Annotated in this window: 44 protein-coding genes; 38 read left to right on the forward strand and 6 right to left on the reverse strand. The window is 71.0% G+C overall.

From position 1 onward, the window contains the following. Positions 1–45: 45 nt before the first annotated feature. Positions 46–1,692, forward strand: a complete 1,647-nt coding sequence (locus CCN44_RS24845) for a recombinase family protein (protein WP_086699632.1) — start codon at positions 46–48, stop codon at positions 1,690–1,692. On the opposite strand, the gene CCN44_RS24850 is transcribed toward CCN44_RS24845, so the two are convergent. Beyond that, a complete protein-coding gene (locus CCN44_RS24850) occupies positions 1,610–2,167 on the reverse strand; it encodes a hypothetical protein (RefSeq protein ID WP_086699635.1) in 558 nt (185 codons plus the stop codon). The two genes, CCN44_RS24845 and CCN44_RS24850, sit on opposite strands and share 83 nt — an antisense overlap. Positions 2,168–2,180: 13 nt before the next feature. Then, positions 2,181–2,642 carry a helix-turn-helix domain-containing protein gene (locus CCN44_RS24855; RefSeq protein WP_086699638.1) on the reverse strand — a complete coding sequence of 154 codons (462 nt, stop codon included), beginning with the start codon at positions 2,640–2,642 and terminating at the stop codon, positions 2,181–2,183. A 236-nt stretch (positions 2,643–2,878) separates the two neighbouring features. On the opposite strand from CCN44_RS24855, the gene CCN44_RS24860 reads away from it, so the two are divergent. From CCN44_RS24860 to CCN44_RS24985, 31 genes are all read left to right on the forward strand, one after another. Next, complete coding sequence (locus CCN44_RS24860; RefSeq protein WP_086699642.1) at positions 2,879–3,121, forward strand: helix-turn-helix domain-containing protein; 243 nt, start codon at positions 2,879–2,881, stop codon at positions 3,119–3,121. Continuing rightward, on the forward strand, positions 3,118–3,291 hold the full coding sequence (locus CCN44_RS45140) for a hypothetical protein (RefSeq protein ID WP_167404025.1): 174 nt from the start codon (positions 3,118–3,120) through the stop codon (positions 3,289–3,291). Before CCN44_RS24860 ends, CCN44_RS45140 begins: the two co-directional genes overlap by 4 nt. Positions 3,292–3,376: 85 nt before the next feature. After that, positions 3,377–3,757 (forward strand): hypothetical protein, encoded by a 381-nt coding sequence (locus CCN44_RS24865; protein ID WP_086699646.1) that lies wholly within the window; start codon positions 3,377–3,379, stop codon positions 3,755–3,757. Next, positions 3,754–4,653 (forward strand): hypothetical protein, encoded by a 900-nt coding sequence (locus CCN44_RS24870; protein ID WP_086699649.1) that lies wholly within the window; start codon positions 3,754–3,756, stop codon positions 4,651–4,653. Before CCN44_RS24865 ends, CCN44_RS24870 begins: the two co-directional genes overlap by 4 nt. Continuing rightward, positions 4,650–5,168, forward strand: a complete 519-nt coding sequence (locus tag CCN44_RS24875; RefSeq protein WP_143649950.1) for a hypothetical protein — start codon at positions 4,650–4,652, stop codon at positions 5,166–5,168. The genes CCN44_RS24870 and CCN44_RS24875 overlap by 4 nt, the downstream gene beginning before the upstream one ends. Before the next feature lie 106 nt (positions 5,169–5,274). Further along, positions 5,275–5,868, forward strand: coding sequence for a hypothetical protein (locus tag CCN44_RS24880; protein ID WP_086699655.1), 594 nt, complete (start codon positions 5,275–5,277; stop codon positions 5,866–5,868). Continuing rightward, positions 5,868–6,329: an RNA 2'-phosphotransferase family protein gene (locus CCN44_RS45620; protein WP_208639832.1), complete on the forward strand. Its 462-nt coding sequence runs from the start codon at positions 5,868–5,870 to the stop codon at positions 6,327–6,329. The genes CCN44_RS24880 and CCN44_RS45620 overlap by 1 nt, the downstream gene beginning before the upstream one ends. Then, a complete protein-coding gene (locus CCN44_RS24890) occupies positions 6,326–6,571 on the forward strand; it encodes a hypothetical protein (RefSeq protein WP_086699658.1) in 246 nt (81 codons plus the stop codon). Before CCN44_RS45620 ends, CCN44_RS24890 begins: the two co-directional genes overlap by 4 nt. Then, positions 6,571–7,608 carry a YqaJ viral recombinase family nuclease gene (locus CCN44_RS24895; protein WP_237481886.1) on the forward strand — a complete coding sequence of 346 codons (1,038 nt, stop codon included), beginning with the start codon at positions 6,571–6,573 and terminating at the stop codon, positions 7,606–7,608. Before CCN44_RS24890 ends, CCN44_RS24895 begins: the two co-directional genes overlap by 1 nt. A gap of 1 nt (position 7,609) precedes the next feature. After that, the gene (locus CCN44_RS24900) at positions 7,610–8,389 is read left to right on the forward strand and encodes an ERF family protein (protein WP_086699660.1); all 780 of its coding nucleotides are present in this window, start codon (positions 7,610–7,612) and stop codon (positions 8,387–8,389) included. Next, on the forward strand, positions 8,386–9,228 hold the full coding sequence (locus CCN44_RS24905) for an exonuclease domain-containing protein (protein ID WP_086699663.1): 843 nt from the start codon (positions 8,386–8,388) through the stop codon (positions 9,226–9,228). The genes CCN44_RS24900 and CCN44_RS24905 overlap by 4 nt, the downstream gene beginning before the upstream one ends. Continuing rightward, a complete protein-coding gene (locus tag CCN44_RS24910) occupies positions 9,225–9,509 on the forward strand; it encodes a hypothetical protein (RefSeq protein ID WP_086699666.1) in 285 nt (94 codons plus the stop codon). Before CCN44_RS24905 ends, CCN44_RS24910 begins: the two co-directional genes overlap by 4 nt. Continuing rightward, entirely contained in the window at positions 9,506–10,105 is a 600-nt protein-coding gene (locus CCN44_RS24915) for a hypothetical protein (RefSeq protein ID WP_086699669.1), read from the forward strand. The genes CCN44_RS24910 and CCN44_RS24915 overlap by 4 nt, the downstream gene beginning before the upstream one ends. Continuing rightward, on the forward strand, positions 10,102–10,527 hold the full coding sequence (locus CCN44_RS24920) for a WhiB family transcriptional regulator (RefSeq protein WP_143649952.1): 426 nt from the start codon (positions 10,102–10,104) through the stop codon (positions 10,525–10,527). The genes CCN44_RS24915 and CCN44_RS24920 overlap by 4 nt, the downstream gene beginning before the upstream one ends. Continuing rightward, on the forward strand, positions 10,524–10,697 hold the full coding sequence (locus CCN44_RS45145; protein ID WP_167404026.1) for a hypothetical protein: 174 nt from the start codon (positions 10,524–10,526) through the stop codon (positions 10,695–10,697). Before CCN44_RS24920 ends, CCN44_RS45145 begins: the two co-directional genes overlap by 4 nt. Before the next feature lie 11 nt (positions 10,698–10,708). After that, the gene (locus CCN44_RS47445) at positions 10,709–10,834 is read left to right on the forward strand and encodes a hypothetical protein (RefSeq protein WP_272935559.1); all 126 of its coding nucleotides are present in this window, start codon (positions 10,709–10,711) and stop codon (positions 10,832–10,834) included. Next, the gene (locus CCN44_RS24925) at positions 10,831–11,205 is read left to right on the forward strand and encodes a hypothetical protein (protein ID WP_086699673.1); all 375 of its coding nucleotides are present in this window, start codon (positions 10,831–10,833) and stop codon (positions 11,203–11,205) included. Before CCN44_RS47445 ends, CCN44_RS24925 begins: the two co-directional genes overlap by 4 nt. 3 nt (positions 11,206–11,208) lie before the next feature. Further along, the gene (locus tag CCN44_RS24930; RefSeq protein WP_086699676.1) at positions 11,209–12,015 is read left to right on the forward strand and encodes a DUF2303 family protein; all 807 of its coding nucleotides are present in this window, start codon (positions 11,209–11,211) and stop codon (positions 12,013–12,015) included. Beyond that, positions 12,012–12,323 (forward strand): hypothetical protein, encoded by a 312-nt coding sequence (locus CCN44_RS24935; protein WP_086699679.1) that lies wholly within the window; start codon positions 12,012–12,014, stop codon positions 12,321–12,323. The genes CCN44_RS24930 and CCN44_RS24935 overlap by 4 nt, the downstream gene beginning before the upstream one ends. A gap of 14 nt (positions 12,324–12,337) precedes the next feature. Next, the gene (locus CCN44_RS47875) at positions 12,338–13,930 is read left to right on the forward strand and encodes a DnaB-like helicase N-terminal domain-containing protein (protein ID WP_158103142.1); all 1,593 of its coding nucleotides are present in this window, start codon (positions 12,338–12,340) and stop codon (positions 13,928–13,930) included. A 531-nt stretch (positions 13,931–14,461) separates the two neighbouring features. Beyond that, positions 14,462–14,824 (forward strand): hypothetical protein, encoded by a 363-nt coding sequence (locus CCN44_RS24945; protein WP_086699682.1) that lies wholly within the window; start codon positions 14,462–14,464, stop codon positions 14,822–14,824. An 80-nt stretch (positions 14,825–14,904) separates the two neighbouring features. Then, positions 14,905–15,369 carry a hypothetical protein gene (locus CCN44_RS24950; RefSeq protein ID WP_086699685.1) on the forward strand — a complete coding sequence of 155 codons (465 nt, stop codon included), beginning with the start codon at positions 14,905–14,907 and terminating at the stop codon, positions 15,367–15,369. Next, entirely contained in the window at positions 15,366–15,923 is a 558-nt protein-coding gene (locus tag CCN44_RS24955) for an Lsr2 family DNA-binding protein (RefSeq protein WP_086699688.1), read from the forward strand. The genes CCN44_RS24950 and CCN44_RS24955 overlap by 4 nt, the downstream gene beginning before the upstream one ends. A gap of 76 nt (positions 15,924–15,999) precedes the next feature. Next, complete coding sequence (locus CCN44_RS24960) at positions 16,000–16,290, forward strand: hypothetical protein (RefSeq protein WP_086699691.1); 291 nt, start codon at positions 16,000–16,002, stop codon at positions 16,288–16,290. Between the two features lie 106 nt (positions 16,291–16,396). Then, a complete protein-coding gene (locus CCN44_RS47450; protein ID WP_272935560.1) occupies positions 16,397–16,531 on the forward strand; it encodes a hypothetical protein in 135 nt (44 codons plus the stop codon). Beyond that, positions 16,528–17,007, forward strand: a complete 480-nt coding sequence (locus CCN44_RS46480; protein ID WP_237481888.1) for a hypothetical protein — start codon at positions 16,528–16,530, stop codon at positions 17,005–17,007. Before CCN44_RS47450 ends, CCN44_RS46480 begins: the two co-directional genes overlap by 4 nt. Continuing rightward, positions 17,004–17,177, forward strand: a complete 174-nt coding sequence (locus CCN44_RS45150) for a hypothetical protein (protein ID WP_167404027.1) — start codon at positions 17,004–17,006, stop codon at positions 17,175–17,177. Before CCN44_RS46480 ends, CCN44_RS45150 begins: the two co-directional genes overlap by 4 nt. Then, positions 17,174–17,593 carry a hypothetical protein gene (locus tag CCN44_RS24970; RefSeq protein WP_086699694.1) on the forward strand — a complete coding sequence of 140 codons (420 nt, stop codon included), beginning with the start codon at positions 17,174–17,176 and terminating at the stop codon, positions 17,591–17,593. Before CCN44_RS45150 ends, CCN44_RS24970 begins: the two co-directional genes overlap by 4 nt. A gap of 50 nt (positions 17,594–17,643) precedes the next feature. Next, complete coding sequence (locus CCN44_RS24975) at positions 17,644–17,880, forward strand: hypothetical protein (protein ID WP_086699697.1); 237 nt, start codon at positions 17,644–17,646, stop codon at positions 17,878–17,880. 96 nt (positions 17,881–17,976) lie between these two features. After that, positions 17,977–18,732, forward strand: coding sequence for a hypothetical protein (locus CCN44_RS24980; protein WP_086699701.1), 756 nt, complete (start codon positions 17,977–17,979; stop codon positions 18,730–18,732). A gap of 83 nt (positions 18,733–18,815) precedes the next feature. Continuing rightward, the gene (locus CCN44_RS24985) at positions 18,816–19,028 is read left to right on the forward strand and encodes a hypothetical protein (protein WP_086699705.1); all 213 of its coding nucleotides are present in this window, start codon (positions 18,816–18,818) and stop codon (positions 19,026–19,028) included. Between the two features lie 48 nt (positions 19,029–19,076). Here CCN44_RS24985 and CCN44_RS24990 read toward each other — a convergent pair whose 3' ends face one another. Continuing rightward, positions 19,077–19,700 (reverse strand): hypothetical protein, encoded by a 624-nt coding sequence (locus CCN44_RS24990; protein ID WP_086699708.1) that lies wholly within the window; start codon positions 19,698–19,700, stop codon positions 19,077–19,079. A 24-nt stretch (positions 19,701–19,724) separates the two neighbouring features. Then, a complete protein-coding gene (locus CCN44_RS24995; protein WP_086699733.1) occupies positions 19,725–19,940 on the reverse strand; it encodes a hypothetical protein in 216 nt (71 codons plus the stop codon). 67 nt (positions 19,941–20,007) lie between these two features. Between CCN44_RS24995 and CCN44_RS44525 the strand changes: the two genes are divergently transcribed. Then, positions 20,008–20,178 carry a hypothetical protein gene (locus CCN44_RS44525; protein ID WP_158103143.1) on the forward strand — a complete coding sequence of 57 codons (171 nt, stop codon included), beginning with the start codon at positions 20,008–20,010 and terminating at the stop codon, positions 20,176–20,178. A gap of 30 nt (positions 20,179–20,208) precedes the next feature. Here CCN44_RS44525 and CCN44_RS25005 read toward each other — a convergent pair whose 3' ends face one another. Next, positions 20,209–20,445: a hypothetical protein gene (locus CCN44_RS25005; RefSeq protein WP_237481890.1), complete on the reverse strand. Its 237-nt coding sequence runs from the start codon at positions 20,443–20,445 to the stop codon at positions 20,209–20,211. A 72-nt stretch (positions 20,446–20,517) separates the two neighbouring features. Then, entirely contained in the window at positions 20,518–21,330 is an 813-nt protein-coding gene (locus tag CCN44_RS46485) for a DUF6221 family protein (protein ID WP_237481892.1), read from the reverse strand. A gap of 82 nt (positions 21,331–21,412) precedes the next feature. Between CCN44_RS46485 and CCN44_RS25015 the strand changes: the two genes are divergently transcribed. The 5 genes from CCN44_RS25015 to CCN44_RS44535 form a co-directional block, all read left to right on the forward strand. Beyond that, positions 21,413–21,712: a hypothetical protein gene (locus CCN44_RS25015; protein ID WP_143649954.1), complete on the forward strand. Its 300-nt coding sequence runs from the start codon at positions 21,413–21,415 to the stop codon at positions 21,710–21,712. Beyond that, the gene (locus tag CCN44_RS44530) at positions 21,712–21,858 is read left to right on the forward strand and encodes a hypothetical protein (protein WP_158103144.1); all 147 of its coding nucleotides are present in this window, start codon (positions 21,712–21,714) and stop codon (positions 21,856–21,858) included. Before CCN44_RS25015 ends, CCN44_RS44530 begins: the two co-directional genes overlap by 1 nt. A gap of 122 nt (positions 21,859–21,980) precedes the next feature. Continuing rightward, positions 21,981–22,847 carry a protein transporter Sec31 gene (locus CCN44_RS25020; protein WP_086699717.1) on the forward strand — a complete coding sequence of 289 codons (867 nt, stop codon included), beginning with the start codon at positions 21,981–21,983 and terminating at the stop codon, positions 22,845–22,847. Then, on the forward strand, positions 22,847–23,050 hold the full coding sequence (locus CCN44_RS25025; protein WP_086699720.1) for a hypothetical protein: 204 nt from the start codon (positions 22,847–22,849) through the stop codon (positions 23,048–23,050). Before CCN44_RS25020 ends, CCN44_RS25025 begins: the two co-directional genes overlap by 1 nt. A 12-nt stretch (positions 23,051–23,062) precedes the next feature. Further along, positions 23,063–23,294, forward strand: a 232-nt coding sequence (locus CCN44_RS44535; RefSeq protein ID WP_086699723.1) for a hypothetical protein, incomplete at its 3' end; no start/stop codon positions are given.

Below are 23,294 nucleotides of genomic sequence, written 5' to 3' on the forward strand. Positions count from 1 at the left end.
CCCCACAAAATCTTTTAGACATACCAGTCGCGCTAGGATTCCCTCATGCCCTACGCGCCCGAGTACCTCCATCTGGTCATCCCCGGCGTGCAGTTCGAGGCGTACCTCTACGGCCGCAACTCGGACGACTGGATCAAGAGCGGCGATTCCGTTGAGGTCCAGCTTGAGGTCGGCCGCGCCCTGTGCGATAAGTGCGGCTGGCGGATCGTCCACGAATTCAACGACACCGACGTGTCAGCCAGTCGACACGGCAAGAAGACCCGCGACGACTTCGAAGCTCTACTCGATGCCATCGTCAGCGGCGGTGTACAGCCAGGCGTGCGACGCATCGTCGTCGCCTACAACGCCGCCCGCTACTACCGGGACTTGGAGGCATACGTTCGGCTGCGGAACGCCTGCCTCGCGGTCAACGCCCTGCTTTGCTACAACGGGCAGGTCTACGACCTCAGCAAGCGGGACGACCTGAAGGCCACCGCCCAGCACGCCGTGGACGCCGAGGACGAAGCCGAAGGCATTCGCGCGCAGAACCTGCGTACGGCAGCATCCCAGGCAGAAGCCGGCATGCCGCACGGCAAATCCCAGTACGGATACACGCGCGACTACAAGGTGGTGGGCGGGCGCCGACGCTGCGTCGGCCAGCATGAAGACGAGCGCGGGAAGTACGTCTTCCAGTCGATCCAGCGCATCGACGCCGGCCACTCGATCCGGTCCGTAACCCGCTGGCTGAAGTCCGAGCGCCAGGCGGACCGGCCAGACGGAGTGGAGTGGACGAACTACATCGTCCGACGCATGGTGTTGAACCGTGCGTACCTCGGAGAGCGGCAGCACCTAGGGGTCTGGCGGAAGGCATCATGGGCCCCGATCAAAGGGCTTGACACCCCTGAGGGCCGAGCGATGTTCAACCGGGTGACCGCAGAGCTGACGGACCCGGCCCGCCGAACACAGCGGGGAACGGAGGTGTCACACCTGCTGACGTACTTGGCGGTGTGCGGCGAGTGCGGTGACGAGCCCTGGCTGTGTTTCCTGCCGCGGCAGGATCGTTACCGGCCCTCTCTGACGTGCCAGTCGAAGGGTGACGTGTCCATCATCGAAGAAGTGCTCGATGCGTACGTTGAAGAGGCGGTCCTCTCCTGGTTCCACAACAAGACGCGGGCGCGCTCAGCACTGGTTCAGGACGAGGGGACCGTCAGGCAGGATGTCGAGGCGGCGCAGCGGCGGATCAACGCCTACGAGGAGCAGTTGGCTGAGGCGCGGCAGCAGGCCGAGGAGTTCGATGAGGCGACGGGCCGCTTCAAGCTGTCCGCGGCGTCGCTGGGGGCGCTTGAGCAGCGGCTGTTGCCGAAGTTGGAGCTGGAGCAGGAGAAGCTTCAGAAGATGACGGGCGTGTCACCTCTCCTGCTCTCGCTTCTCGACGCTGCGGACCCGGAGTCGATCTGGAACGGCAGGCCGGCCACCGCCACGACCCCTGAGGTGGTGGGGTTGTCGCTTGAGCAGAAGCGAGAGGTGATCCGGCAGGTCGTGACTGTCCGGCTGTACAAGGCGAGTAAGCGCGGCTCCACCCGGCTGGATCCGAACCGGATCAGGCTGTCGTTCGTCGGCGAACCGGGGTTCAGGGCCCGACGACGCCGTGGCCGTGGGAGCGGGCCCGCTCAGAAGCGGGGGCTGCCGGTTGGCCAGGCTTCCGGAACTTGATGAGGTTACCGGGGGGCTGTTCCTGCCTCTTCAGAGCGCCGGATCGTTCCATCTCCACGCCCGTTCGGAACGCGTCGGCCGCGAGCTGCGCCCGTTCCTCATCGAACTCTGCACGCATCGCCTTGCGTTCTGCGACGAGGCGGCGGGCGATACGGGCCCGCTCGGCGGCCATGTCCCGGTTGAGGCGGCCCATCTCGTTCTCCAGCGCCGCCTGCGCTGCTATGTACTTTGTGCGTTCGGCTTGTGCTTCACGCTGCGCGGCGCCGAGGATGCGCCGCTCGGTGTCCGTGTTGACGATCCAGTGCCTGACCAGCACGCAGATGATGATGGTCAGAGAGACCATGACGAGGCAGGCGCCGCCGATGGAGCCTGCCACGTTGTCCTCGGACACGCTGCCGATGATGATCGCGAACCCTGAGATGAGGATTCCTGCGGCCGTAGCTGAACACGCCTTGCTGGTGGCCGTGAACTCCACGCGTACCCCCGGGTTACATCTGTGCGGCCGTGCCTCCGGGGTTCGCGGCGTCGTCCTCATCGGGCTGAGGGCTCTTGAGCTTCTCGACTACAGCGAGGAACGTGAACTTCCCTACATCGTCATGGATGCCCAGCCCCTCCGCCGCTTCCTCCGGAGTGATTGAACCCGAGCCTACCCGTGACTGATTGTTTTCGGACAGTGTCTGTTGGGACTCCAGATACTCAGGCGGCAGGATCTCCGCTGCCACGAGCAGCTCGACGGGGTCCAGACCGGCGGCCTTGGCCAGCGCCGGGAAGAACTTCACGTGGGGAATCTGCTCGCCGTTGAGTAGACGCGAGACGGTGCTCTTGTTCATACCGGTGTCGGCTACGAGGCGCTGCTGTGACCCGTAGCCGGTGTAGCCGGCCGCTTCGAGCGCGGGCAGGACGATCGCGCAGAACCTCCGCACGCGCCCCTGGGGGGTGGCTTCCGTCATGGGCCCAAACTTTACTTCCCTGGAGAGGGAACAGCTACATATTCCCTCCCTAGGGAAGGTAGCAATTGGCCACTGACCTGCGTTGATCCAGGCCACTGCCGCCACCGAACGCCAGTCCGCGTCCAAGATTTACCTTCCCGCGCGCGAACATTCCCTTGCCAGGGAGGGAATCAGTGTGGTTCAGTTTCCCTCGACAGGGAAACCACCCCGCTACCTGCGGAGGGAGGGACATCCACGTGTTCCGACTCAACGTCGACCGCCTCCGGGACATCGCCAGCACGCACGGCGACGAGAACCCGCACGCGATCGCCAGGCGCACCGGCGTGAGCATCTCGTCCGCCTATCGCATCGTGTCCGGCGAAGCACAACCTGACCTGATCTCGGCGCTCCGCATCGCCGAGGCATATGACCTGGACATTCGCACCCTCATGGACCGGGTCAAGGACGAGGACGACGAGCCCGTCGAGGCCGCCGCATGACCCGCGAAGAGCGCCGCGCGCTCCTCGGCGACGACGTCATCACGCAGATCCACGCCCGCGTCGCCGAGGCCCCGGAGCCCAGCGTCGAGGTGGTGGAGAAGCTGCGGCAGATCATGACCCGCCCCGGCCGCCGCGCGATCAGCCCGCCGTCGGCGGCCCGCGCCGCCTGAACCCATCAACGCCGAAGGGCCGCCCGCTGCTTGCCGGCCCGGACGACCCCACGACTCGGCAACCCCACCAACGAAAGAGGTCACCGTGACCATCGAGGCTACCCAACCCGCCACGAACGCCACCACGAGCGTCCAGCTGCAGAGCTACATGCAGGCCCTGTCGCTGGCCGAGCAGATCATGAGCCAGACGCCGGCCATGCCCACCGAGGTCGACATCGTCGCCGCCGCGTGGGCGCCGGACAGCCCGGAGATCCGCTTCTACTTCCACCACAACCTCGACGGTCTGCGTGAGTTCGCCGCCGAGCTGCGGATGGAGGTCTCCACCGAGGAGCGCGAGAACGGCCAGTTCTACACGGAGGCGCGCCTCACGGCGGGCAACGGCGTGCGGCTGCAGGCCTGGACGCTGTCGCCGCGCCCGGTGCAGGAGAAGGGTGTCGGGACCGAGGCTCCGGCGGTGGCGGCATGAAGGACCCGATCCTCGTCCGCGTCACGCTCGACTCGTACGACTTCGCGCACCCGGGTGAGAAGCAGACGCAGGTGTACGTCCAGATCCCCGAGGTGGCACGGGCGTCGTACATGCTGCCCGCCGAGCGGTTCCACGGTCTGGTGGACCGGGCGTGGCCCGAAGTCCTGGACGTGGCGCACGAGCACTACGCCCGCGGGTGGCTGGTGACCGACTCGACGTCGGCCGCCGCTCGACGTGCGGTCGCTGACTGGCTACGGGACGACGCGAACCGCGATGAGATGCAGGCCGCGTGGGAGCAGGACCAGGCGCGGCGGCACCCGGTGGCGCGGAGGTTGCTCGCGGAGAACGAGCGGCTGCGGGGGCAGCTGGCTGGTGAGGAGTTGGCGTACGAGCGGTTGCGGGTGGCGCTGGAGTCCGCGAAGCGCGGGCGCCGGGAGGCGCGCGCCCGGGTCGCCGAGTTGCTGGCGGAGCGGCACACCACGAACGAGGCTCTGTCTTCCGCGGCGGAGACGCTGCGGGAGAACCGGGACCGGATCGCCGACCTGGAGGCGCAGCGCGATCGACGCCGGGAGCGGCTGGTCGCCGCCGAGGCCGACCTGCTGGAAATGCGCGGGCTGTTCTCGCCGAACGGCCAGCCCCGCCGCATCCCCGCCGAGGTCGAGATCCACGAGCGGGTGGCCCCGGCGGTCGAGTGGCTGCTGAACCGCGTGGCCGAACTGGAGCAGCGCCTCAGCACCGCGCGCACCGAGGCCATCGCCGATGTCGGCGACTGGCTGGACGAGCACGGCGAGAAGAACGCTTCCCACCTCGTCTACACCTGCGACATCCCGGCCGCCCGCGACATGAAGGTGGTCGCCACCGAAGACGAGCACGCCGAGGCGGGTGAATCGGCATGAGCGAGACGCCTATGACGCCCGAGCAGCACGCGCAGCTCGCCAAGCTGATCGGCGACGCGAAGCCCGCGACCACCCGGTTGCTGGAGCAGCTCGCCGAGTCCATCCGGGATCGCCGAGAGCACGAGCACCCGACGTGGGAAGACCTGTACTGCCTCAACCTCGTCTCGTTCATGGGCGAGCGGATGGGGCCGGTGCTGCGCCGCCTGGTCGACGCCGAGGCTCGCGTCGCCGAGTTGGAGGCCGCGCCGACCACCGTGTACCGCGCCGAGCACCCGGACTCCGGGATCACCCTCGGCCACTACGGCACCGAGGCCGCCGCCCGCGCGCACTGCGAGGCAACGGAGCGCCGCTCCTGGCCGACGGGTACCACCCTCGCCTTCGACTGGATCGAGGACGACGAGGACCGCGTCGCCGAGCTGGTGGTCACCGCCGGCCAGAACGAGGAGTCCACCACCGGCTACATCGTCACGGCCCTGGAGCTGGCCTCCGAGTACGACGAGGGGGCCGACGAGTGACCGGCATCGAGTGGTTGCTGTGGGTGGCCGTCGCCCTGAGCGTCTTCCTCATCTACTGCTGGTGCGACGCGCCGACGCTGGTGATCCGCTGGAAGCGGGGCCGCCGATGAGCGCCCGCGACGAACTTCGACGGTACGTCCACCTGCTGGCCGACGCTTGGACGCCGCGCGAGCAGACCGATGAACACGTGGAGTGGCTGTACAACGCCGTGGGCACCGAGGTGCGCCGCGAGATCCTCGGCGACGACCTGAACCCCTCGAACCTCGTCCTGGACGCGCAGGCGTACCGGACGCTACGGGACGCCATCGTCGCCACGATGGACGACCCGAACCGCTGGGGCAACGACGAGGACGAGGGAACCATCCTCGCCCGCTACGTGCAGTGGCTGGCCGATGGGCGCCCGGACGAGGACGCGGAGGGGAAGAGCAGCCGCCCGGCGGCCGACGCCACCCCCGGCCCCACCGGCCGCGTCGCCCAGCTCCTCGACGCGATCCGGACCGCACCCGGCAGGTGGACCACCGCCACCGCCTACCGCTTCTACCGCGACCGCTTCCGGTCCCTCGACCACATCCCGAACACCCAGCTGCGCGCCATCGCCCGTGGTGACCTCCGCGACCTCGCCGCGTGGGGCCACCTGATCCGGCACGAGGAGCCCGGCCGCATCTACTTCACGCTCAAGACCCGGAAGGACGCCCGCTGATGCCGGACGCCATCACCCGCCGCGGCTGGCTTCTCGCCGCCATACGGGCCTACGGCCGGCCGGTCACCACCCAGCTCGCCGAGCAGCTGATGACCGGCTCCCCGTGGCCGACGACCGGCCGCAACACGGTCCGCAAGGACCTCCGGGCGTTCGCCCGGCACGGACACCTCACCGCGGTCGACATCGACGGCCGCCGCATCTACCACCCCCCGACCAGCCCCGAAGGACAGCCGATGAGTAACCCGCTGATGCCGATGCGCGACCACGAGCGTGTCCTCGGTCAGATCGAGCGCGGGGAGGTCCGGGTGGGCCCGGACACCGCGCGGGAGATCGCGGCCCGTCAGGAGGAGGCGTACGGCGACGCGTTCGACGGGACGCCCGCGGAGGCGCTTCGCCGCCAGCTGCGGGCCGCCACCGTCGCCAGCGTCTTCACGACCACGGAAGGCGGTATGGCCGCATGACCGGGCCCGAGCACTACCGCGAGGGCGAGAAGCGCGTGACTGCCGCGCGGGCCGAGATGGACCCGCAGTGGGCGCTCGTCCAGGCGCAGCTCGCCATCGCGGAGGCGACCCTCGCCCTCGCCGCCGCGACCGCGCTGAACGACAACTCCGCCGACGAGGGCGGGATGCCGCTGGCCGACTACCACGCCTGGGCCGAGGCGGCCGGCGTGTGGAAGCCGAAGCCGAAGGGACAGACCGCCTGATGACGACCACCGTGCAGGCCGGGACTCAGGCCCCGGCCGCCGGCCGCCGGGTCACCCCCACCGGCCGACTCATCCTCCCCGCCGACGCCGACCGCGCCGACTGGCTCGCCGCCCGCCGCTCCGGCATCGGCTCCAGCGACGTCCCCGCCATCCTCGGCCTGGTCGAGAAAAAGCCGCCGATCAAGGTCTACTTCGACAAGATCGGCCACAACGTCGATGACGCCGGCGAGGCCGCGTTCTGGGGCACCGTCCACGAGGAGCCCGTCGCTCGCCACTGGGCCATGCGGAACCGCAGCGTGATCCGCCGTGTCGGCCTCGTCTCCCACATCGACCACCCGCACTGGATGACCACCCTCGACCGGCGCGTCACCGAGTGCCCGCTGTCCGAGGACACGCGCATCCCGTGCGCGCTGGAGGTCAAGACCCGCAGCGCGTTCAAGAACGCGCAGTGGCACGCCGGAGCCCCCGACGACGTCACCGCCCAGGTGCTGTGGCAGATCGCCGTCAACGGCTACGACCACATGCACTACGCGGTGCTCATCGGCGGCAACGAGTACCACCAGGGCGTCATCCGCGCCGACCAGTACACGGACGTCATCGCCGACATCACCACGGCCATGGACAAGTTCTGGGCCGAGCACGTCAAGGCGCAGGTACCGCCGGAGCCCACCGGCGACGGTGAAGCGGTCGCGCAGATGTTCCGCCGCCTCCACCCGACCCGCTCCGGCGCGGTGGACATCGACCGGCACCCAGACGCACTCGACGCACTCCTCGACTACAACCGCCACCAGCGCGCCGAGTCCGAGGCGAAGAAGGCGAAGGCCGCCGCGAAGGCCCGCATGATCGCCGCCCTCGGCGACGCACAGGAAGCCCGCATCGGCGGTGAGCGCGCCTACGCGCTGGAGCCCACGAGCGCCGCGCCGAAGGTCGACCTGGAACTTCTCGCCGAGCGCTGGCCCGACGCCTACGAGGCGTGCGTCAAGGCCAATCCGACCGAGCGCATCGCCATCTCCAAGGCCTTCAGGGGAGGCATCTGACATGGGGAACCTGCGTGAGAACGCAGCCGCCGCAGCCGGCCGGACGCTGACCAACAGCGAGCCCACGGACGAGGCCGTCGAGGCCCGCGAGGCACCGAACCTGACCGAGCCGGACCTCGGCGACCTGACGAAGGACGCCGACGCCACCGTCAGTGCGGTCATCGCTTGGTCGCGCGTCATGGGCGAGGTCCGGGCGATCGGCAAGCGCCAGGAGTTCAGGGGCGGCAACGCCGGCAACTTCAACTTCCGAGGCGTCGACTTGGCCCTCAACGCCTTCGGGCCTGCCTGCCGTAAGCACGGCGTCGTCGTCGCCCCGGTGAAGGTCGAGCCCCAGTACCGGGACATCGGCACCAAGGCCGGCGGAACGAAGCGGGAGTGCACCGTCCTGGTGACCTACCGCATCTACGGGCCTGGCGGGGACTACTTCGACACGCAGGCTGCGGGTGAAGCCTCGGACTCCGGCGGCCGGTCCACGCCGAAGGCGCAGAGCATCGCACTGCGCACGCTGCTGCTGTCGGCCGGCCTGGTGCCGACGGAGGACCGGGACGCCGACGCCGACCACTTCGAGCGTGCCGAGTCCCCGGTCCGGCCGGCGACCAGCTACCTGGACGAGATCTGCAACCCGCACACCAGTGCCGGACGCCTTCGGCAGATCCACCACGAGCTGTCCACGACCCGCCAGCTGGGCGCACTCGTCACCAACGAGGTCGGCGATGAGGAGCCGATCGGGCAGATGGTCGTCCGTATCGGCAAGGAGCGCGCCGCCGGAGGTGGCCAGTGAGCACCCCCTGGCACCTCCAGCGCATGGCGGCACTCGACTTCGAGTCCAGCGACAAGGACCCCGAGACCGCCCGCATCGTCACCGCCGCCCTGATCCTCGTCGGCGGCGGCCTCGACACCGACACCCGCACCTGGCTTCTCGCGCCCGGCATCCCCATGGAGCCCGAGGCCATCAAGGTGCACGGCATCACCGACGAGTACGCCGCCGAACACGGCCAGGACGCCGAAGCTGGAGTCGGTGAGATCGCCAAGGCCATCACCGAAGTCGTCGCCGCCGGCATTCCGCTGGTCGGACACAACATCGGCGGCTACGACCTGACCCTCCTCGACCGCGAGTGCCGGCGACACCTCGGCGACAGCCTCGAAGGGATCTGCCGCCAGCCGCTGACGCGGGTCATCGACACGATGGTCCTCGACCGGTACTGCGCGCCGTTCCGGAATCGGATCAGCGACACCCAGGGCCCGTACCAGATGCGGACCACCGCCGAGACGTACGGGCTGCCGTGGGACGAGGAGCAGGCACACGGCGCGGAGTACGACGCCCTGATGTCGGCGCGGGCCGCGTACAAGATGGGCGTCATCGCCCACACCCCATACCGGCTGCGCCCGGACTGGGTGCTCAACCTGCGCGTCAACCGGTTCAACGCACTGCGGGACGTCACCGTCGAGGAGCTGCACGCACGGCAGGTCGAGTGGTACCGCGAGGACGCCGAGCGCTACGAGAAGTGGCTCCGGGACCCGGCGAAGGCGAAGGAGAAGCACGACCCGAACGCCGTGATCCCGACCGCCTGGCCTCTGCGCCCGGTCCCGGCTCAGCGCGAGGCGGGTGAGGGCTCATGAGCGACTTCCTCGCCGCCATCACCGCCGCCTGCATCGTCCTCGCCGTCGGCGCCGTCGCGATCGCCCGCGTCTGGCGGGCGCCGACCGGCCGCCGCCGCGCCGGCACCCCGCCGCTGCTGCCCGTCGAGGCCCTGGAGAAGACCGCCGCCCTGTGCGTGGCAGAGGGCCGGATCACGGTCCACGCCCGGACCCGGGTGACGCGCGAGCTGATCTGCCTCGACTGCCGCAACCCCAGCCCCGACCTGCCACTCCCCGACCACGTCCGAGAGGAGGCATCGTGACGACGCTCTTCGGGCTCACCCCGGAGGCACCGGCCGCCCCTGCTGCGGCCGGGCCCCGGCCCAGCTACCGCGTCGCCGGACTCGACATCAGCCTCACCGGCACCGGCATCGCCACCCTCGGCGGCACCATCCGCGTCCCCACCACCGGCCGCCGCCGCGACACCATCCTCCAGCGCCGCACCCGCATGCGGCACATCCGCGACACCGTCCTCACCGAAGTCGGCACCGTGGACCTCGCCTGCGTCGAAGGCCCCTCCCACCACAGTGTGGGCGGATCCGTCTGGGACCGCGGCGGCCTGTGGTGGCTCATCATCGACGGCCTGTGCGCCCGCAGCATCCCCGTCGCCGTCATCCCGCCGATGTCCCGGGCCAAGTACGCCACCGGCAAGGGCGGCAGCCGCAAGGCCGCCGTTCTGGCGGCGGCCCAGCACCGGTACGGAGCGATCCTCCCGACCGACGACGAGGCGGACGCGCTGATCCTGCGTGCCATGGGTCTCGACTGGCTCGGCGTGCCGCTGGCCGAGGTTCCGGAGGGGCACCGGGCGGCGCTGGCTGGCTGCCAGTGGCCTGACCGCGAGGCGGTGACCGCCCGGTGATCCGGAACCTCGCCTGGCTCCAGCACGCCGCCTGCGCCGGCATGGACGTCCGCGCGTTCTTCTCCTCCGGCCACCACGCCCGCGCCCAGGTCAACGAGGCTCGACGTGTCTGCGCTACCTGCCCCGTCCAGACGCAGTGCGCCGCCTGGGCCATCGAGACCGGTGAACGCTGGGGCGTCTGGGGCGGCATGAGCCAGAAGCAGCTGCGCGAGAAGCGCCGCCGCTTCACCAGCCGCGCCAAGACCAGCACCACGGCGCCCAGCAGCCGGAAGAGGAAGCGACAGCCCGCCAAGTGCGGGACCCGCTCGGGATACCAGAAGCACCTGCGGGAGAAGACGGAGATCTGCGGGCCGTGCCGACAGGCGAACACGGACGCTGACAACCGGCTGCGGCGCACCGGCACCACCAAGGCGTCGGTATGAGCTGCGGCCACTGGATCGGCTCCGAACGCCGCCACTGCGGCGCCACCCGGGACGTACGCCCGTACCTCACCGGTCTTCGCTGCCCGGCCCACACCCCGCGCGCCCTCCAGGGCCTGCCCGAGATCCCGCCCGGGCCCGGCATGGCGCCTGGACCACACCCAGCCCCCTGAACGACAGCCGCGTGCACGACGCCCAGGCCATCGCCTCCGGCAAGCGCCGGTCGAACCCGCAGGCGTACCGGGCCGCGCAGGCCGCCGTGCACACGACCACCCGCACCACCACCGAGAAAGGCACCGCCAGCACATGACCATCCAGCCCGAGACCGAGTCCCAGGCCCAGGCCCAGGCCGCGGAGTTCGCCGCGTTCCTCGTCGGCCACCTCAACGGCCGCGTCCACCAGGCCCTCAGCGAGGAACTGCACGAACTGCTCCAGGCCGTCTCCACGCACGGCAAGAAGGGCCAGCTCGTCATCAAGGTCCAGGTGGAGCCGTCCAAGGGGCACGTCGAGGGTGACCCCCTCGCCATCAGCGTCGAGTCCGACCTCAGGGCCCCCAAGTCCACCCCGCCGGCCGCCATCTACTTCGTGGACGACGACGGCAACCCCACCCGCAACGACCCGCGCCAGATGCAGCTCGACTTCCGCACCGCACCCGCCACCACCAACTTCAAGGACGCCTGACCCATGACGACCGACAACACCCAGGTCATCGTTGACACCGCCCTGCGCTCCGCCCAGCCCGTCGAACTCGAACCCGGCAAGGTCTACGGCTTCCACACCTCGACCGGCGTCCACAAGGTCGACCTGACCGGCGACCAGTACAAGGACGCCCCCACCCGGAAGACCGGCACCACCGTCGTCCATGACACCACCTCCTTCCTCGCCCTCTACCGCAAGCACTCCGACGAGCACAGCGAGGTGTACGCCGACGCCGATCGGCTCACCGTCACCGCCGTCCTCGACGCCGACACCGCCACCACCCCCCGCTGGCAGGGACACCGCCTCTCCCTCCAGCTGCGCACCACCGACGCGTGGAAGCAGTGGCTGGCGCTCGACGGCAAGCTCATGGGTCAGGAGCAGTTCGCGGAGTTCCTCGAAGACCACCTCCCCGAACTCCTGGAGCCCGCCGCCGCGACCATGCTGGAGATCGCCCAGTCCATCCAGGGCGTCGCCAAGGCCGAGTTCCATTCCGGCACGCGCCTCGCCAGCGGTGAACGCAAGCTCGCCTACGTCGAGACGGTCACCGCGAAGGCCGGCCAGAAAGGCGAACTCGTCATCCCCGAGACGTTCGTCATCGGTCTGGTGCCGTTCGAGGGCAGCGAGGGCTACCGCCTCACCGCCCGGCTGCGGTACCGCATCAACGGTGGGCCGCTCCAGCTCGGCTACAAGCTGGAGCGCCCGGCTGACGTCCTGCGCACCGCCTTCCAGGACGTCGTCGCGGCGATCGGTGAGGACATCGACGTTCCGGTCCTGAACGGCACACCGGCGTGACCGGGGCCCGGCCGCGGGGCGGCGACGGCAGCACCCGCTGCCCCGCGTGCCGGGCACCGCTCCTCGTCCAGTGGGTCGGTCACACCGCGGCCCTCAAGGCCAGCGTCGACCTCCTCCCACCGGACGAGCCGCGCCCCTACGGGCCCGCCGCGGCGGCCAGCACAGCCCACGACCTCGTCTGGTGCCTGCCCCGCCCCCGCCACGGCCCGCTCCGGATCCGCTGGACCACCAGCCGGCACCCGCCGGACTGTCCGCACCAGCACCTCCTGACCCACCGCTGCACCACCGCACCCAGCACGCTCTTCTGAGGGAGACCGCCACCGTGGACAACGTCCGCCCCTTCCCGCGCGACCCGGCGGACAACGACGGCTTCAAGCGGCTCCCTCCCCAGGACCTCGGCGCCGAACAGTCCGTCCTCGGCGGCATGCTGCTGTCCGAACGCGCCACCGTCGAGGTCATCGAGATCCTCGAAGGGCCGGACTTCTACCGCCCCGCCCACGAGACGATCTACAACGCCATCGTTGACATGACCGTCCGCGGCGAGCAGCGGGTCGATCCCGTCACCGTCACCGACGAGTTGACCAAGCGTGGCGAGATCAACCGGGTCGGCGGCGCCGCCTACCTCCACCATCTCGTCCAGCAAGTCCCCACCGCCGCCAACGCCGAGCACTACGCCGAAATCGTCCACGACCGCGCCGTACGCCGCCGCGCTCTCGAAGAACTCGACCGCGCGGCCGGCCTCGTCAGCTCGGGCGAAGGCGAACTGGCCGAAGTCCTCGACCTCGTTCGTGAGCGCGTCACCGGCGCCACCGAGGTGACCGGGCCGCGCAGCAAAGATGACACCGGCTGGTCGTTCTCTGACCTCACCCCCGTCCTCGACGGCACCCACAAGCCCGCCCAGCCCACCATCGGCGCCCGGGACGACGGCATCGGCCTGTTCTACCCGGGCCGCGTCAACGGCATCCAGGGCGAGTCCGAGGCCGGGAAGTCGTGGGTGGCGCTCATCTCCTGCCTCACCGAGATCAACCGCGGCAACCACGTCGTCTACCTCGACTTCGAGGACTCCGAGGAAGGCGTCGTCTCCCGGCTCCTTCTCATCGGCGCCAACCCCCGCGACATCGCCGAGCAGTTCCACTACGTCCGCCCCGGCACCACCCCCACCGAGGCCGCCCTGCGCACGTTCATCAGCCGGATCGCCGACCTCGGCCCGTCCCTGATCATCGTGGACGGCGTCACGGAGGCCATGGTCATGCTCGGCCTGGAGCTGAAGGAGAACACCGAGATCGCCCGGTTCGGCCGCATGCTCCTGCGGCCCCTGGCGGACACCGGCGCCGCCGTCGTCCCCCTCGACCACGTCGTGAAGAACAACGAGTCCCGGGGCCGGTACGCCCTCGGTGGCGTGCACAAGCTCAACGCGGTCGACGGCGTCCAGTACATGCTCGAGGCCGTCCGCCCCTTCGGCATCAACACCGAAGGCCGCTCCCGGCTCCGCATCGCCAAGGACCGGCCCGCCCAGGTCCGCCGGCACGCGCTGCCCGGCGGCCGGAACCCGATGCACTGGTTCGCCGACCTCGTCATCCGCTCCAGCGGCGAGGAGTTCGCCCAGGCCCACCTGTACCCGCCGGTCCAGCACACCGAGGACCCGCAGACGGCCGCCGTCGCACAGGACAAGGCCGCGCAGGAGGAGGCGGACATCAGGGAGCGGGAGACCGCGGTCCTCGCCGCGCTCGCCAAGGCCACGGAGCCGATGAGCAAGGCCGCCCTGGAAGACCTCATCCCGGGACGGGCCTCCGTCACCCGCCGCGCCCTGACCCGGCTGGTCCACGCGGGCCGTGTGACCGCCGAGAAGGGGCCGCGCGGGGCCGCGCTGCACTCCCTGCCCCAGGCCGAGACCGCCGAGGACGGTGCGTCGTGACGGCCGTCGTGCTCCACCTCGTCCCGAGTCTCGCCACGACCTCGTCCCGATCTTGCTGGGGCGCTGGACGGGCGTTGCGTTGCCGCACGTCACAGGCGTGCCGACCTCGTCCCGACCTCGTCCCGGAGATCGGGACGGGGTGGGTCCCCGCCGAGCCCCGGAACGGCTCCGCCTGCACGGTCTTCCGGCACATCCAAGTTACCCGCAAGTCACCTCGTCCCACCTCGTCCCGTGACGCTTCGTCAGTACGCAAAGTGTACGTAAAGGCCGCAGGTCACAGCGTCGCCAACCTCGTCCCGATCTTGGTCGCGACCTCGTCCCGACCTGACACACCGTCACGGGACGAGGTCACACCCCCTCCCACCAGCGCATCCCTTGATCGCTTGACCTCGTCCCACCTCGTCCCGGACGAGGTCGGGACGAGGACGCAGCGACCTCGTCCCTCGTCCCCCGCCTTATAGGGGGACGAGGACGAGCGTCGCGCACCACCCGCCCAACCCAGTCCGACACCGACCACGAAAGGCACAGCGCATGACCCCCGAACAGGCGACGTGGGTCCAAGAGCACGTCCTGACCCCCCGGGAGATCCCTCCGCCCGCCGCCCGATGCCCCTGCCAAATCGTCTCCAACGCCTGTGAGACCGGCGAGCACAGCGACTGCGGACACGACTACTGGACCACCCACCAGTGCCCCGAGCGGGAGACCGTCATCGGCCAGGGCTTCGGCCCATTCCCCTGCAAGGGCTCGCTCCGCCTCTACGGCAACGCCGACGTCTACCTCGCCGACCGCCAATGCCGCGTCTGGTGCAACTGCCACTGCCACCAGCCCGCACCGCAGCCCACCGCAGCACCACACCGCACCGAGCAGCTCGACCTCTTCGCGGCTGTCACGTAGCCCTCACCCGGCCGATCCGGTTCCACCGGCCCCCGCGCAATACAGCCACCCACCCGACACCCACCAGGAAGGCACCCACCATGACCCGCGAACTGCCCCACGACCCGTACATCACCGCCGTCTGCGACGCTCTCACCGCCGCCGGCCTGGAGCCCACCGAGTACTGGACCGAGGACACCGAACTCGACCCGTACCGCGACGACGACCTCGCCGGCCTCGCGACGATGCTGACCGCGGTCCTCGTCTGGGACGGCGACCACCCGGCCATCGGGGACGCCGTCGCCGAGCACGGCATCACCGTGCTGTGGGAGCACCCGGCCGAGCAGTGGCAGTGGGCGCGCCGCAAGGGGGACGGCCACCTGGAGCGGGAGCCGGAGTTCCTGCCGGCGCTCGGCCGGTACGCCGACCCGGCCGCCGTGGTCGCCGTGGTCCGGGCGTTGCTGGCCGGTGAGCCGCTGCCGGAGGGGCACGCGCCGTACTGGCATGAGGCGGACAGCGTGCGGCGCGCGGTGGACGCGTGGGCCGCGGCCGAGACGAGCCTGTGACCATCGCCGCCCTCCTCAACCTCCTCGCCGAGATCGACCGTCAGGGCGGCCCCGAGGCCGCCCGCCAGGACCGCCTTCACCTCGACTGCCAAAGGAGCACCGCACCGATGACCACCGCACCCGCCCACTCCGTCCCGCAGCCGACCGCGCCGCTCGTCGCGCTGCGTCCGCCGGCCGCCGACGAGACCCCGGAGCAGCTGCCCGTCAGCAAGCTCCTCGCGTGGGGCGACCAGCACGACGACCCCGACATCCAGAACCAGGCCGCACGAGCCCGGGCCGCGCTCGCCGGCCTGCGCCAGCGGTACGCCGCCGACCGGGAACTGTCCGCGCTCACCAGCGAGGAGGAGCAGCTGGCGCAGCGCCTGGCGGAGATCCGCGCGCGGAAGGACGAGCTGGAGCCGGCCAAGCCGAAGAAGACCCGGAAGCCGGTCGACTACCCGGCGGCCGAGGTGCGCGCCTGGGCGGCGGAGAACGGCGTGGACTGCCCGGCGGTCGGCAGGGTGCCGAAGGCAGTCGTGGACGCCTGGCGCGCCGCCCAGTCGCAGGCCAGCTGAGCACCAGTACGGCCGCCCGCAGTCGAGTTGCGGGCGGCCGGCCACCCCAGACCCTACCCACCCCACCGGAGCGACCGTGACCGCCTTCGTCCGCGCGTTCATCTTCTGCAACGGCTGCGACGAGCCGTTCGACACCAGCACCGTCCCCGCCGCCCCGGGCGTGAGCGAGGCCCGGCGCCAGGCCAAGGCCCGCGGCTGGGTCCACAAGCGCGACGGCCGCGACTTCTGCGACGGCTGCGCCGCCAGGGCCCGCCGCGCGAAGAAGCGCCGCCGCGCCCGCCGTAACGCCGACCTCTGGGGCCAGGGCCTCACCGTGCGCCAGCGCCACTCCATCCGCGACGTGCCGCTGGTCGGGGCGTACCTGTGACCGCCGTCATCGCGTACGTCGTGCTCGTCGTCAGCACCTCAGGCGTGCTCTGCGCCCACTGGCTCTACCTGCCACGACCCACCACCCACCGAAAGGACCAGGCCTCGTGAGCACGCCCGCCACGCCCGGCGTCCTCGTCCTCGCCGCCCTCGCCTGCTTCGTGCTCGGCGGCCTGTGCTTCCTCGCCGCTGGCATCACCTCCCTCACCGACATCATCCGCACCCGAAGGAGCCCTCGATGAGCGAACAACCCCGTCGCTTCCACCTCCAGCGCGACACCGACATCACCGGCGTATCCGGCACGGGGACCGTGGCCGACGGCGTGGTGTGGCCGGATGGCACGGTGTCGATCCGGTGGCGAGGAGAACGGCCCTCCACCGTCCACTGGGGCAGCCTGGCGGACGCCGAAGCCGTCCACGGACACGGCGGCCACACCCGCATCGTCTGGGACGACCCCGAGCCCGCCGACGACCCGATGACTGTCCTGCGTGCCATCGAGGACGCGCCCCGCTACGAGCTGGTGCCCGGCTGCCCCCACTGCCCCGACGGCCACACCCCGCCCAACCACGGTCAGCCCTGGGGCGCGTTCATCGGTCCTCAGCGGGACAGCGACGGCCAGCCAACGCAGATCATCGTGGCCCGGGCCGGCGGAGCACACGTTGCCGAGTCCGACGTCCAGTGGATCTGGGCCCGGCTCAACGGGACTGGCCAGCAGTGACCGGCCCCAGCAGCACGCCCCGGGGCGAGCACACGCCCGCCCCGGGCATCACCTGGACCCACCGCCTGGTCCGCCGTGAGCAGCTGGCGGACAACGATGCACCCGACCCCACCCCACCGAACCGCGAGACCCGCCGCGCCCTGGCGCGTGCAGCACGGAGGAAGAAGTGACCGCGGAGCAGACCGAGCACGCAGCACCCATCGACTGGCAGGCCATCGCCCAGAAGCGCGAGCACGGCCTGAAGGCCCTCGGCGAGCACAAGCACACGGCCGAGGAGGAGCGGGACGGCGCGTACCGCGAGCGCGCCCACCTCGTCGCCCTCCTCGCCGCCATGACCGACGGCGCGGTCATCACCTACGCCCCCGACGTCGAAGAGCCCGGCTGGCAGATCGTCTACCTCACCCTCGGCGGCCAGCAGTGCAGCTGGCACATCGCGCCCCGGGACGCCGACCTCTTCGAACACGTCGAGCGCGTCGGCGCCCTGGACGTCCGCGCCCTGTGGGACGGCCACACCACCGAGGAGAAGTACACGCACATCGCCGCGTGGACGGCCCAGCTGGCGCAGCGCGAGCACCAACAGCCCTGAGCAGGACGAAGACTCACCCGCCCCCCACCACGCCCAAGCAGGGAGCCCACATGCACGACGCCCGAGTCCGCGAACTCCTCCGTCCCCACCGCGACGGCGGCCCCATCAGCCGCCTCTACGCCACCGGCGAGATCACCGAACACACCACCCCGGCACTCGAAGAGCGGATGATCCACCTCACGCTTGACGCCCGGGACACGGAGGCCGACCTGATCGGCGACGTCATCGACTACGTGGTCCAGGTCGGCGCCCGGCCGCCCGTCTCCGGCTGGACCACCCGCCGCTGAACACGCGACAGGGGCGCGCCCACGATCTCCCCAGACCCGGCGCGCCCCCTCGGTGCTTATCACCGTACCGTCCCCAGCACCACGGGAGCACCCACGATGAGCACCGCCGCCACCCACCTCCGCACCATCGCCCTCCACTGGACCGACCTCGCCGAAGCCGCCGGCCAGCCCGTCACCGTCGGCGCCTTCGGGTTGGGATTGAAGGGCTACCTCGCCCGCCTCGACCAGGTCGACGCCGAACAGATCGAGTACGAACGCCTCCAGGCCGCCTACCTCCGCTCCCTGGAGCGGGACCCGATCCAGCTCGGCGACCGCCCCGTCCCAGTCCGCCTGCACATCCTCGACACCATGCGCGTCATCGAGGCCGCCCTCGTCGCCTGCGCCGACGACATCGCCCACGCCGCCCAGCGCGCGCCGATTCTGGCCCCCACCGCCCGACGAACCGCCGTCGTCCCGTACGCCAGCCAGCGTGACGCCGACATCGCGGCGGCCGACCGGCGGCGGCGCGAGCAACTCGCGCTCGCCGACCAGCGCGACCCGCGTCGCTGGCGGTACACCGGCCGCCGGACCGCGCCGTACGCCGCGCTGTGGCTGCTGGCCCGGGTCGAGCGCGCGCCGGGCCCGTGCCGCCCGATCACCGATGCGCAGGAGCGGCGGATCGGTACGGTCGCGGCCGGCGCCGCCGAGCGCCTGGAGCGCGCCCTCGACATCGCCGCGCAGCGCCGGACCCTGGAGCAGCGGCACGACTGCGGCGGCCTGATCGACGTGCACGGCGGGGAGGGCAGGGAGCCGGTCGCGCACTGCACCGGGTGCGGAGCGGTCTGGACGAAGGCCGGTGCGATCCCCGCCTGACTCAAGGCGGGGAACGGTGTCAGTGCCGTGCCCCATACTGGCTGGCAGGGCGCGGGGCCTTGATGAAGTGAGGTACTTCGCACATGCCCACCATCACGGTCACGTTCTACGGCGGCCCCTTCGACGGCCAGACAGAACACTGGCCCGTCACCGAGACGCTCGATCGCAACCTCAGCATCCGGCCGGACCACGATCCGGCAGCGCTGGCCATTTACCGGCTGCGCTCGATCACGCTCAGCACGCCACCCCGAGCCGATTACGCGTACGAGGGTGCCGTCTCCGCGACGAGGACCTGAGCAGCACGCGGCCCGCCTGTGCCGGGGGGACTGGCGGGCCGTGATGCCTCAGTTCAGCCATCGAACCCGCACGGCCGTAGGAACCTCCACGTCACAGGGCACCACCCACGGCTCGAACTCCTCGCGCGTGCAGGTGATCACGAGCCGCATCGGCGCATTCAGCCATTCGTCGCGCCACCGCCGTTCAACATCCGGGCCTTCCTGCCAGTGGGGGGGCCGCGTCCGCTCGATGCTGAACGGCCGCCCCGTACCGACGCTCAGTGAGAACGGTGCAACCGTCTGCCCGTTCTCGTCAGCGCCGTCTGCGCCATGGGTGAAGCGGCACGGACCCCAGACCTGGGCGTCGAGGTCCTCCTGGGTAGGTCCGCCGGGAAGCCGCGCCGTGCGGTCCATATCGTCACTGCTGACGATCCGGACCGCGATCTCGTCAAGGCGTCCCAGCGGCAAGGGACCGACGAGACGGATACTGAGAGCTGCACGGCCGCTCTCGCTGCGCTCGATGCTGATGTCGAACTGCGGCGTGAGGTCAGCGTGCCACCGCTGACGTTCGATGCGCGCCACAGCCTCGGCGGTCTTCGCCGACCGGCGAGCTGCGAGCCAGGCGCCCCAGGTGGCGATCGCACTGAGGCCGGCAGTGGAGACGGCGCCTATGTCCGCCCACGGGATACTCATGGGTCGGGAGAGTAGCGGGATCGTTCAGTGCCCCCACACGTCCGGCCCGCCGCCACGCCACTCGATCAGCCCCGACCGGACGACATCCATCTCGTCCCACCCCTCCAGGCCGGCCTCCTGCATGAACCTCGCGACGTCCCGCACGCTGTACGCCCGGCCCAGGATCTCGCCGTCGACCCGCACCCGGCGCCCGCCCTCCTCATCGGGCGGGTAGATCACCACAGGCTGCGTGCTGGCCATGAACCCAAGGTGCGCCGTGTTGACGTCCGACGCACCTGGGGCTGCTCCGTCTGCCATGCTGGCCGCCATGGCTCACCGCCCGTACCCCAACCCCGCCCGCGCCCGCCGACAGCTGGACCGGCACAAGTCCCAGCCGCCGTCCGCGTCGCAGCCCACGGCGGCCGAGGCCAGCGCGACGCTGGCCGACTTCTTCAAGGCGATGCCGAAGGTCGGGGAGTACCGCCTCTCGACGCGCTGACCCTGGGCCGCTCCGGTTCCGACCCCGGCGTCACCCCGCCTGGTCTTCCTCCACGTGCCGGACCGCCCGCTTCACTGCCATCTCCACGTCGTACCGGGACTGCCCACTCGCCGTCGCGTGGTCGGTGATCGCCGCCTGCACCGCGGCTGCGGCCTCGCGCCAAGCTCGGCGCTGCGCCTCGTACTCCTCGCCGTCCAGGCCGACCAGCTTGGCTCGCTGTTCCTCGGCGGCGCGCTCCAGTGCGATCAGATCATCAGGTAGGTCCACGGAGCGGATCTTAGGCCTGGACATGACGATGCCCCCGCCTCGGCGCGCGCGACGGGGGCTGAACGGGGGCGGCTACGGCCGCCAGTCCTCGCGGTAGCCGGGTCGGTCGCCGTACGGCAGACCGAGCAGGCGAACTACCGGGGTGAGCTGCTGAGCGACCCGGATCAACTCCGTCTCCTGTTGGTGAAGGCGGCCGAACTCGTCGGGGTCCGCGTCGATCACCTGACGCATCCGGTCACGTAGGACAACTCGCTCCTCTACAGCCGCCGCGTACAGGTCAACGATCTGCCGTTTGGCAGCAACCTCACGCAGCACCCGGCGCGGATCGTGCTCGGTGACATGGGCTGCCAGCCCTGCTCCCACGTTGAGGATCAGGTCGGTGCCGCGCGCGGACACGACCTTGCCGCCCAAGTCGTCGTCCGGCTGGTACACCCAGTCCAGGTTCACCTGGCCGAGCGAGTCATCGGCCGCCCGCGCGATCCGCTCGTCCTCGTTGAGCTGGGCGCGCAGCCACTGCACGAACTCGCGGGCCGCTTCCAGGGCCTCGTTCGGCGGGACCGCAGGTCTGGTCGACTCCACTGACACTCCTTCGTCTTGGGTCGCGAGGTCTGTGCGCTTGCCCGGCCGCGGCGGGTTGGCTGCGAAGAATGCGGCAACCTCGTCCGCGCGGAACCGGGGCCGGGTGCTGCCCTCACCCTCGACGGGCTTCGGGAAGGCGCCGCGCCGCCGGTACGAGTGCACCGTCTGGCGGCTGACCCCGTGCTCCTCCGCGATCTCCGTGACGGTCATCAAGCGCGGAACCCCCTCGCTGTCAGGGCTCTTGGGCACGACAACATCCTTCCCGAACCTCTTGACGTTGTAAAGAGGTTCCTGCCAGTCTGGCACTGCACCAATGGAACGGCCCCGGTCGGTGTGTGGAAGCCCGACCGGGGCCAGCCGTCCCCTGCCGTGAACAGGAGAAATGACCGTGCCCAACGGTATCGGCACCATCCCGAACCCCACCAGCGTCCTCCCCGAGCCCAGCTACGCCGCGCAGATCCTCACCGTCGCCGCCCGCGTCCTCTGCCTCGGCAGCAGCGTCGCCCCCGTCACCCCGTGGAGCGTCCACGACGCCCTCACCACCGGCGAGAAGGCCATCACCGCCACCCTCCCCGACGCCGTACGCGCCGACGCCTCCGCCCGCGCCCGCGCCATGCTCCCCCAGATCGCCCGCACCAGCTGCGGCGAGTACGCGGTCCGCCTGGCCGACGCCGCGAGGGACCTGTGATGAGCGAGCAGCAGCCCGAGGAACGGGACCCGGCCCCCAAGCCCAACCCGATCAGCGGCGAGCCCGCCACGGTCGAGGCGTGCCAGCAGGACTACGCCGACGCCGACGACGTCCGCCGGCGCCTCGGCTGGAAGGACAGCGACTGATGCGCGCCCTCTGCCTCCTCGGCCGCCACCTCCACTGACCCGCCAGACCGCCGGCCCCCGCGGACACCCACCCCCTCGCCCGTCCGCGGGGGCCGGCCTCTTCCCGCTCCCGGAGGAGCACCGTGAGAACCCGCACCATCGAGCGGACCCGGCTCGTCCCGCACACCGTCGACGGCGTCACCGAGATGGTCCTCGACCGCGAGAAGATCGAGGTCCCCGCTCCGCCCCGCGACTGGGACCAACTCGTCCGCACCGCTGTCACCGCCGGCGCGATCGTCCTCGTTGCCGCCTCCCTCGCCTGGACGACCGCCAGCATCGGCGACCTCCTCTCCGCCGTCACGATCGCCGTTGTCGCCTACGCCGCTGCGGTTGCCTTCGACGCCAGCTGGATCATGTGCATGGGGGTGGAGTGGCTGCTGCGCTACGACCCCGAGCGCGCGCAGGTCGCGCGCCGGGCCGGCCGGTGGGCGCTCGCCGTGTCCATGGGCGCGGTCTTCGCTCACGGCTACCTCATCGCCGACACGTGGGTGATCGGTGCGGTCGGTGCTGTCGTGTCCGCGCTCGCCAAGGGCGGCTGGTCCATGGCCATGCGCGTGCACGCCCGGCCGCTCGACCCTCGCACCCAGCAGTGGGTGGCCAAGCGGCGTGCCGCCCTAGACGGCAAGCTCGCCATGATCCCGATCCGCCGGGAGCTTCAGCGCGGCGAGGCCGTGATCGACGCGGAGCAACGCGCCCTCGGTGCGCTCGCGGATTCCGGATCCGCCGATCCGGACCAGTCCGGACGATCCGACGACGATCCGAACGCCGACGTACGCGCGATCCGCCCCGGCGCCCTGACCACGAAGGACGCGGTCCGGATCGCCTGGGACAGCGGAATCCGCGACGACGCCGCCGCCGTCCGCTACGTCGCCGACGTCACCGGCAAGGCCCCGTCCCCGGACACGGTCGCCCGCTACATGCGCATGTTCCGCCAAGGGTTGGCTGGCTGATGGCCGCCGCCGGTCTGCTCCTCGCCATCGTCTGCATCGCGGTCGTCGCGCTCGCTCTCGGTGTGGCCGTCGCCTCCTGGGACGGCCACACCCGCAGCTGGGCCCCGCGTCTCGCCCGCGGCGCCGCCGTCACCGTCGGCGCCGCCCTGCTGCTCCTCGCCGCCCTCCACCCCGCCGCCGGCGCCCTCGCCCTCCTGCACTGAAGGACCCACCCCATGCTCCTCGCCATACTCGCCATCGCCGCCCTGGCGCCCGGCCTCGCCACCGCCTGGACACTCCGCGACCGCGGCTGGGCCATCGCCGTCCTCGCCGCCGTCGGTATCACCGCGGCCTTGCCCCTGGTGCTGCTCGCCAGCCTGCTCGCCTTCCCGCCGCTCGGCCTCATCGTCAGCGCGGCATCCGCCGTCGCCGCACTCCGGGGCTACGACGACGGCGGATGCCGCGCTG

The organism is Streptomyces tricolor (assembly GCF_002155905.1).
GTDB lineage: Bacteria > Actinomycetota > Actinomycetes > Streptomycetales > Streptomycetaceae > Streptomyces > Streptomyces tricolor.

Coding starts and splice junctions, on each gene's coding strand:
- CCN44_RS24845 (WP_086699632.1), top strand. CDS start 46: ATGCCCTACGCGCCCGAGTACCTCCATCTGGTCATCCCCGGCGTGCAG.
- CCN44_RS24855 (WP_086699638.1), bottom strand. CDS start 2,642: ATGACGGAAGCCACCCCCCAGGGGCGCGTGCGGAGGTTCTGCGCGATC.
- CCN44_RS45140 (WP_167404025.1), top strand. CDS start 3,118: ATGACCCGCGAAGAGCGCCGCGCGCTCCTCGGCGACGACGTCATCACG.
- CCN44_RS24870 (WP_086699649.1), top strand. CDS start 3,754: ATGAAGGACCCGATCCTCGTCCGCGTCACGCTCGACTCGTACGACTTC.
- CCN44_RS24875 (WP_143649950.1), top strand. CDS start 4,650: ATGAGCGAGACGCCTATGACGCCCGAGCAGCACGCGCAGCTCGCCAAG.
- CCN44_RS24880 (WP_086699655.1), top strand. CDS start 5,275: ATGAGCGCCCGCGACGAACTTCGACGGTACGTCCACCTGCTGGCCGAC.
- CCN44_RS45620 (WP_208639832.1), top strand. CDS start 5,868: ATGCCGGACGCCATCACCCGCCGCGGCTGGCTTCTCGCCGCCATACGG.
- CCN44_RS24890 (WP_086699658.1), top strand. CDS start 6,326: ATGACCGGGCCCGAGCACTACCGCGAGGGCGAGAAGCGCGTGACTGCC.
- CCN44_RS24895 (WP_237481886.1), top strand. CDS start 6,571: ATGACGACCACCGTGCAGGCCGGGACTCAGGCCCCGGCCGCCGGCCGC.
- CCN44_RS24900 (WP_086699660.1), top strand. CDS start 7,610: ATGGGGAACCTGCGTGAGAACGCAGCCGCCGCAGCCGGCCGGACGCTG.
- CCN44_RS24910 (WP_086699666.1), top strand. CDS start 9,225: ATGAGCGACTTCCTCGCCGCCATCACCGCCGCCTGCATCGTCCTCGCC.
- CCN44_RS45145 (WP_167404026.1), top strand. CDS start 10,524: ATGAGCTGCGGCCACTGGATCGGCTCCGAACGCCGCCACTGCGGCGCC.
- CCN44_RS24925 (WP_086699673.1), top strand. CDS start 10,831: ATGACCATCCAGCCCGAGACCGAGTCCCAGGCCCAGGCCCAGGCCGCG.
- CCN44_RS24930 (WP_086699676.1), top strand. CDS start 11,209: ATGACGACCGACAACACCCAGGTCATCGTTGACACCGCCCTGCGCTCC.
- CCN44_RS24945 (WP_086699682.1), top strand. CDS start 14,462: ATGACCCCCGAACAGGCGACGTGGGTCCAAGAGCACGTCCTGACCCCC.
- CCN44_RS24950 (WP_086699685.1), top strand. CDS start 14,905: ATGACCCGCGAACTGCCCCACGACCCGTACATCACCGCCGTCTGCGAC.
- CCN44_RS46480 (WP_237481888.1), top strand. CDS start 16,528: ATGAGCGAACAACCCCGTCGCTTCCACCTCCAGCGCGACACCGACATC.
- CCN44_RS24975 (WP_086699697.1), top strand. CDS start 17,644: ATGCACGACGCCCGAGTCCGCGAACTCCTCCGTCCCCACCGCGACGGC.
- CCN44_RS24980 (WP_086699701.1), top strand. CDS start 17,977: ATGAGCACCGCCGCCACCCACCTCCGCACCATCGCCCTCCACTGGACC.
- CCN44_RS24985 (WP_086699705.1), top strand. CDS start 18,816: ATGCCCACCATCACGGTCACGTTCTACGGCGGCCCCTTCGACGGCCAG.
- CCN44_RS24990 (WP_086699708.1), bottom strand. CDS start 19,700: ATGAGTATCCCGTGGGCGGACATAGGCGCCGTCTCCACTGCCGGCCTC.
- CCN44_RS24995 (WP_086699733.1), bottom strand. CDS start 19,940: ATGGCCAGCACGCAGCCTGTGGTGATCTACCCGCCCGATGAGGAGGGC.
- CCN44_RS44525 (WP_158103143.1), top strand. CDS start 20,008: ATGGCTCACCGCCCGTACCCCAACCCCGCCCGCGCCCGCCGACAGCTG.
- CCN44_RS44530 (WP_158103144.1), top strand. CDS start 21,712: ATGAGCGAGCAGCAGCCCGAGGAACGGGACCCGGCCCCCAAGCCCAAC.
- CCN44_RS25025 (WP_086699720.1), top strand. CDS start 22,847: ATGGCCGCCGCCGGTCTGCTCCTCGCCATCGTCTGCATCGCGGTCGTC.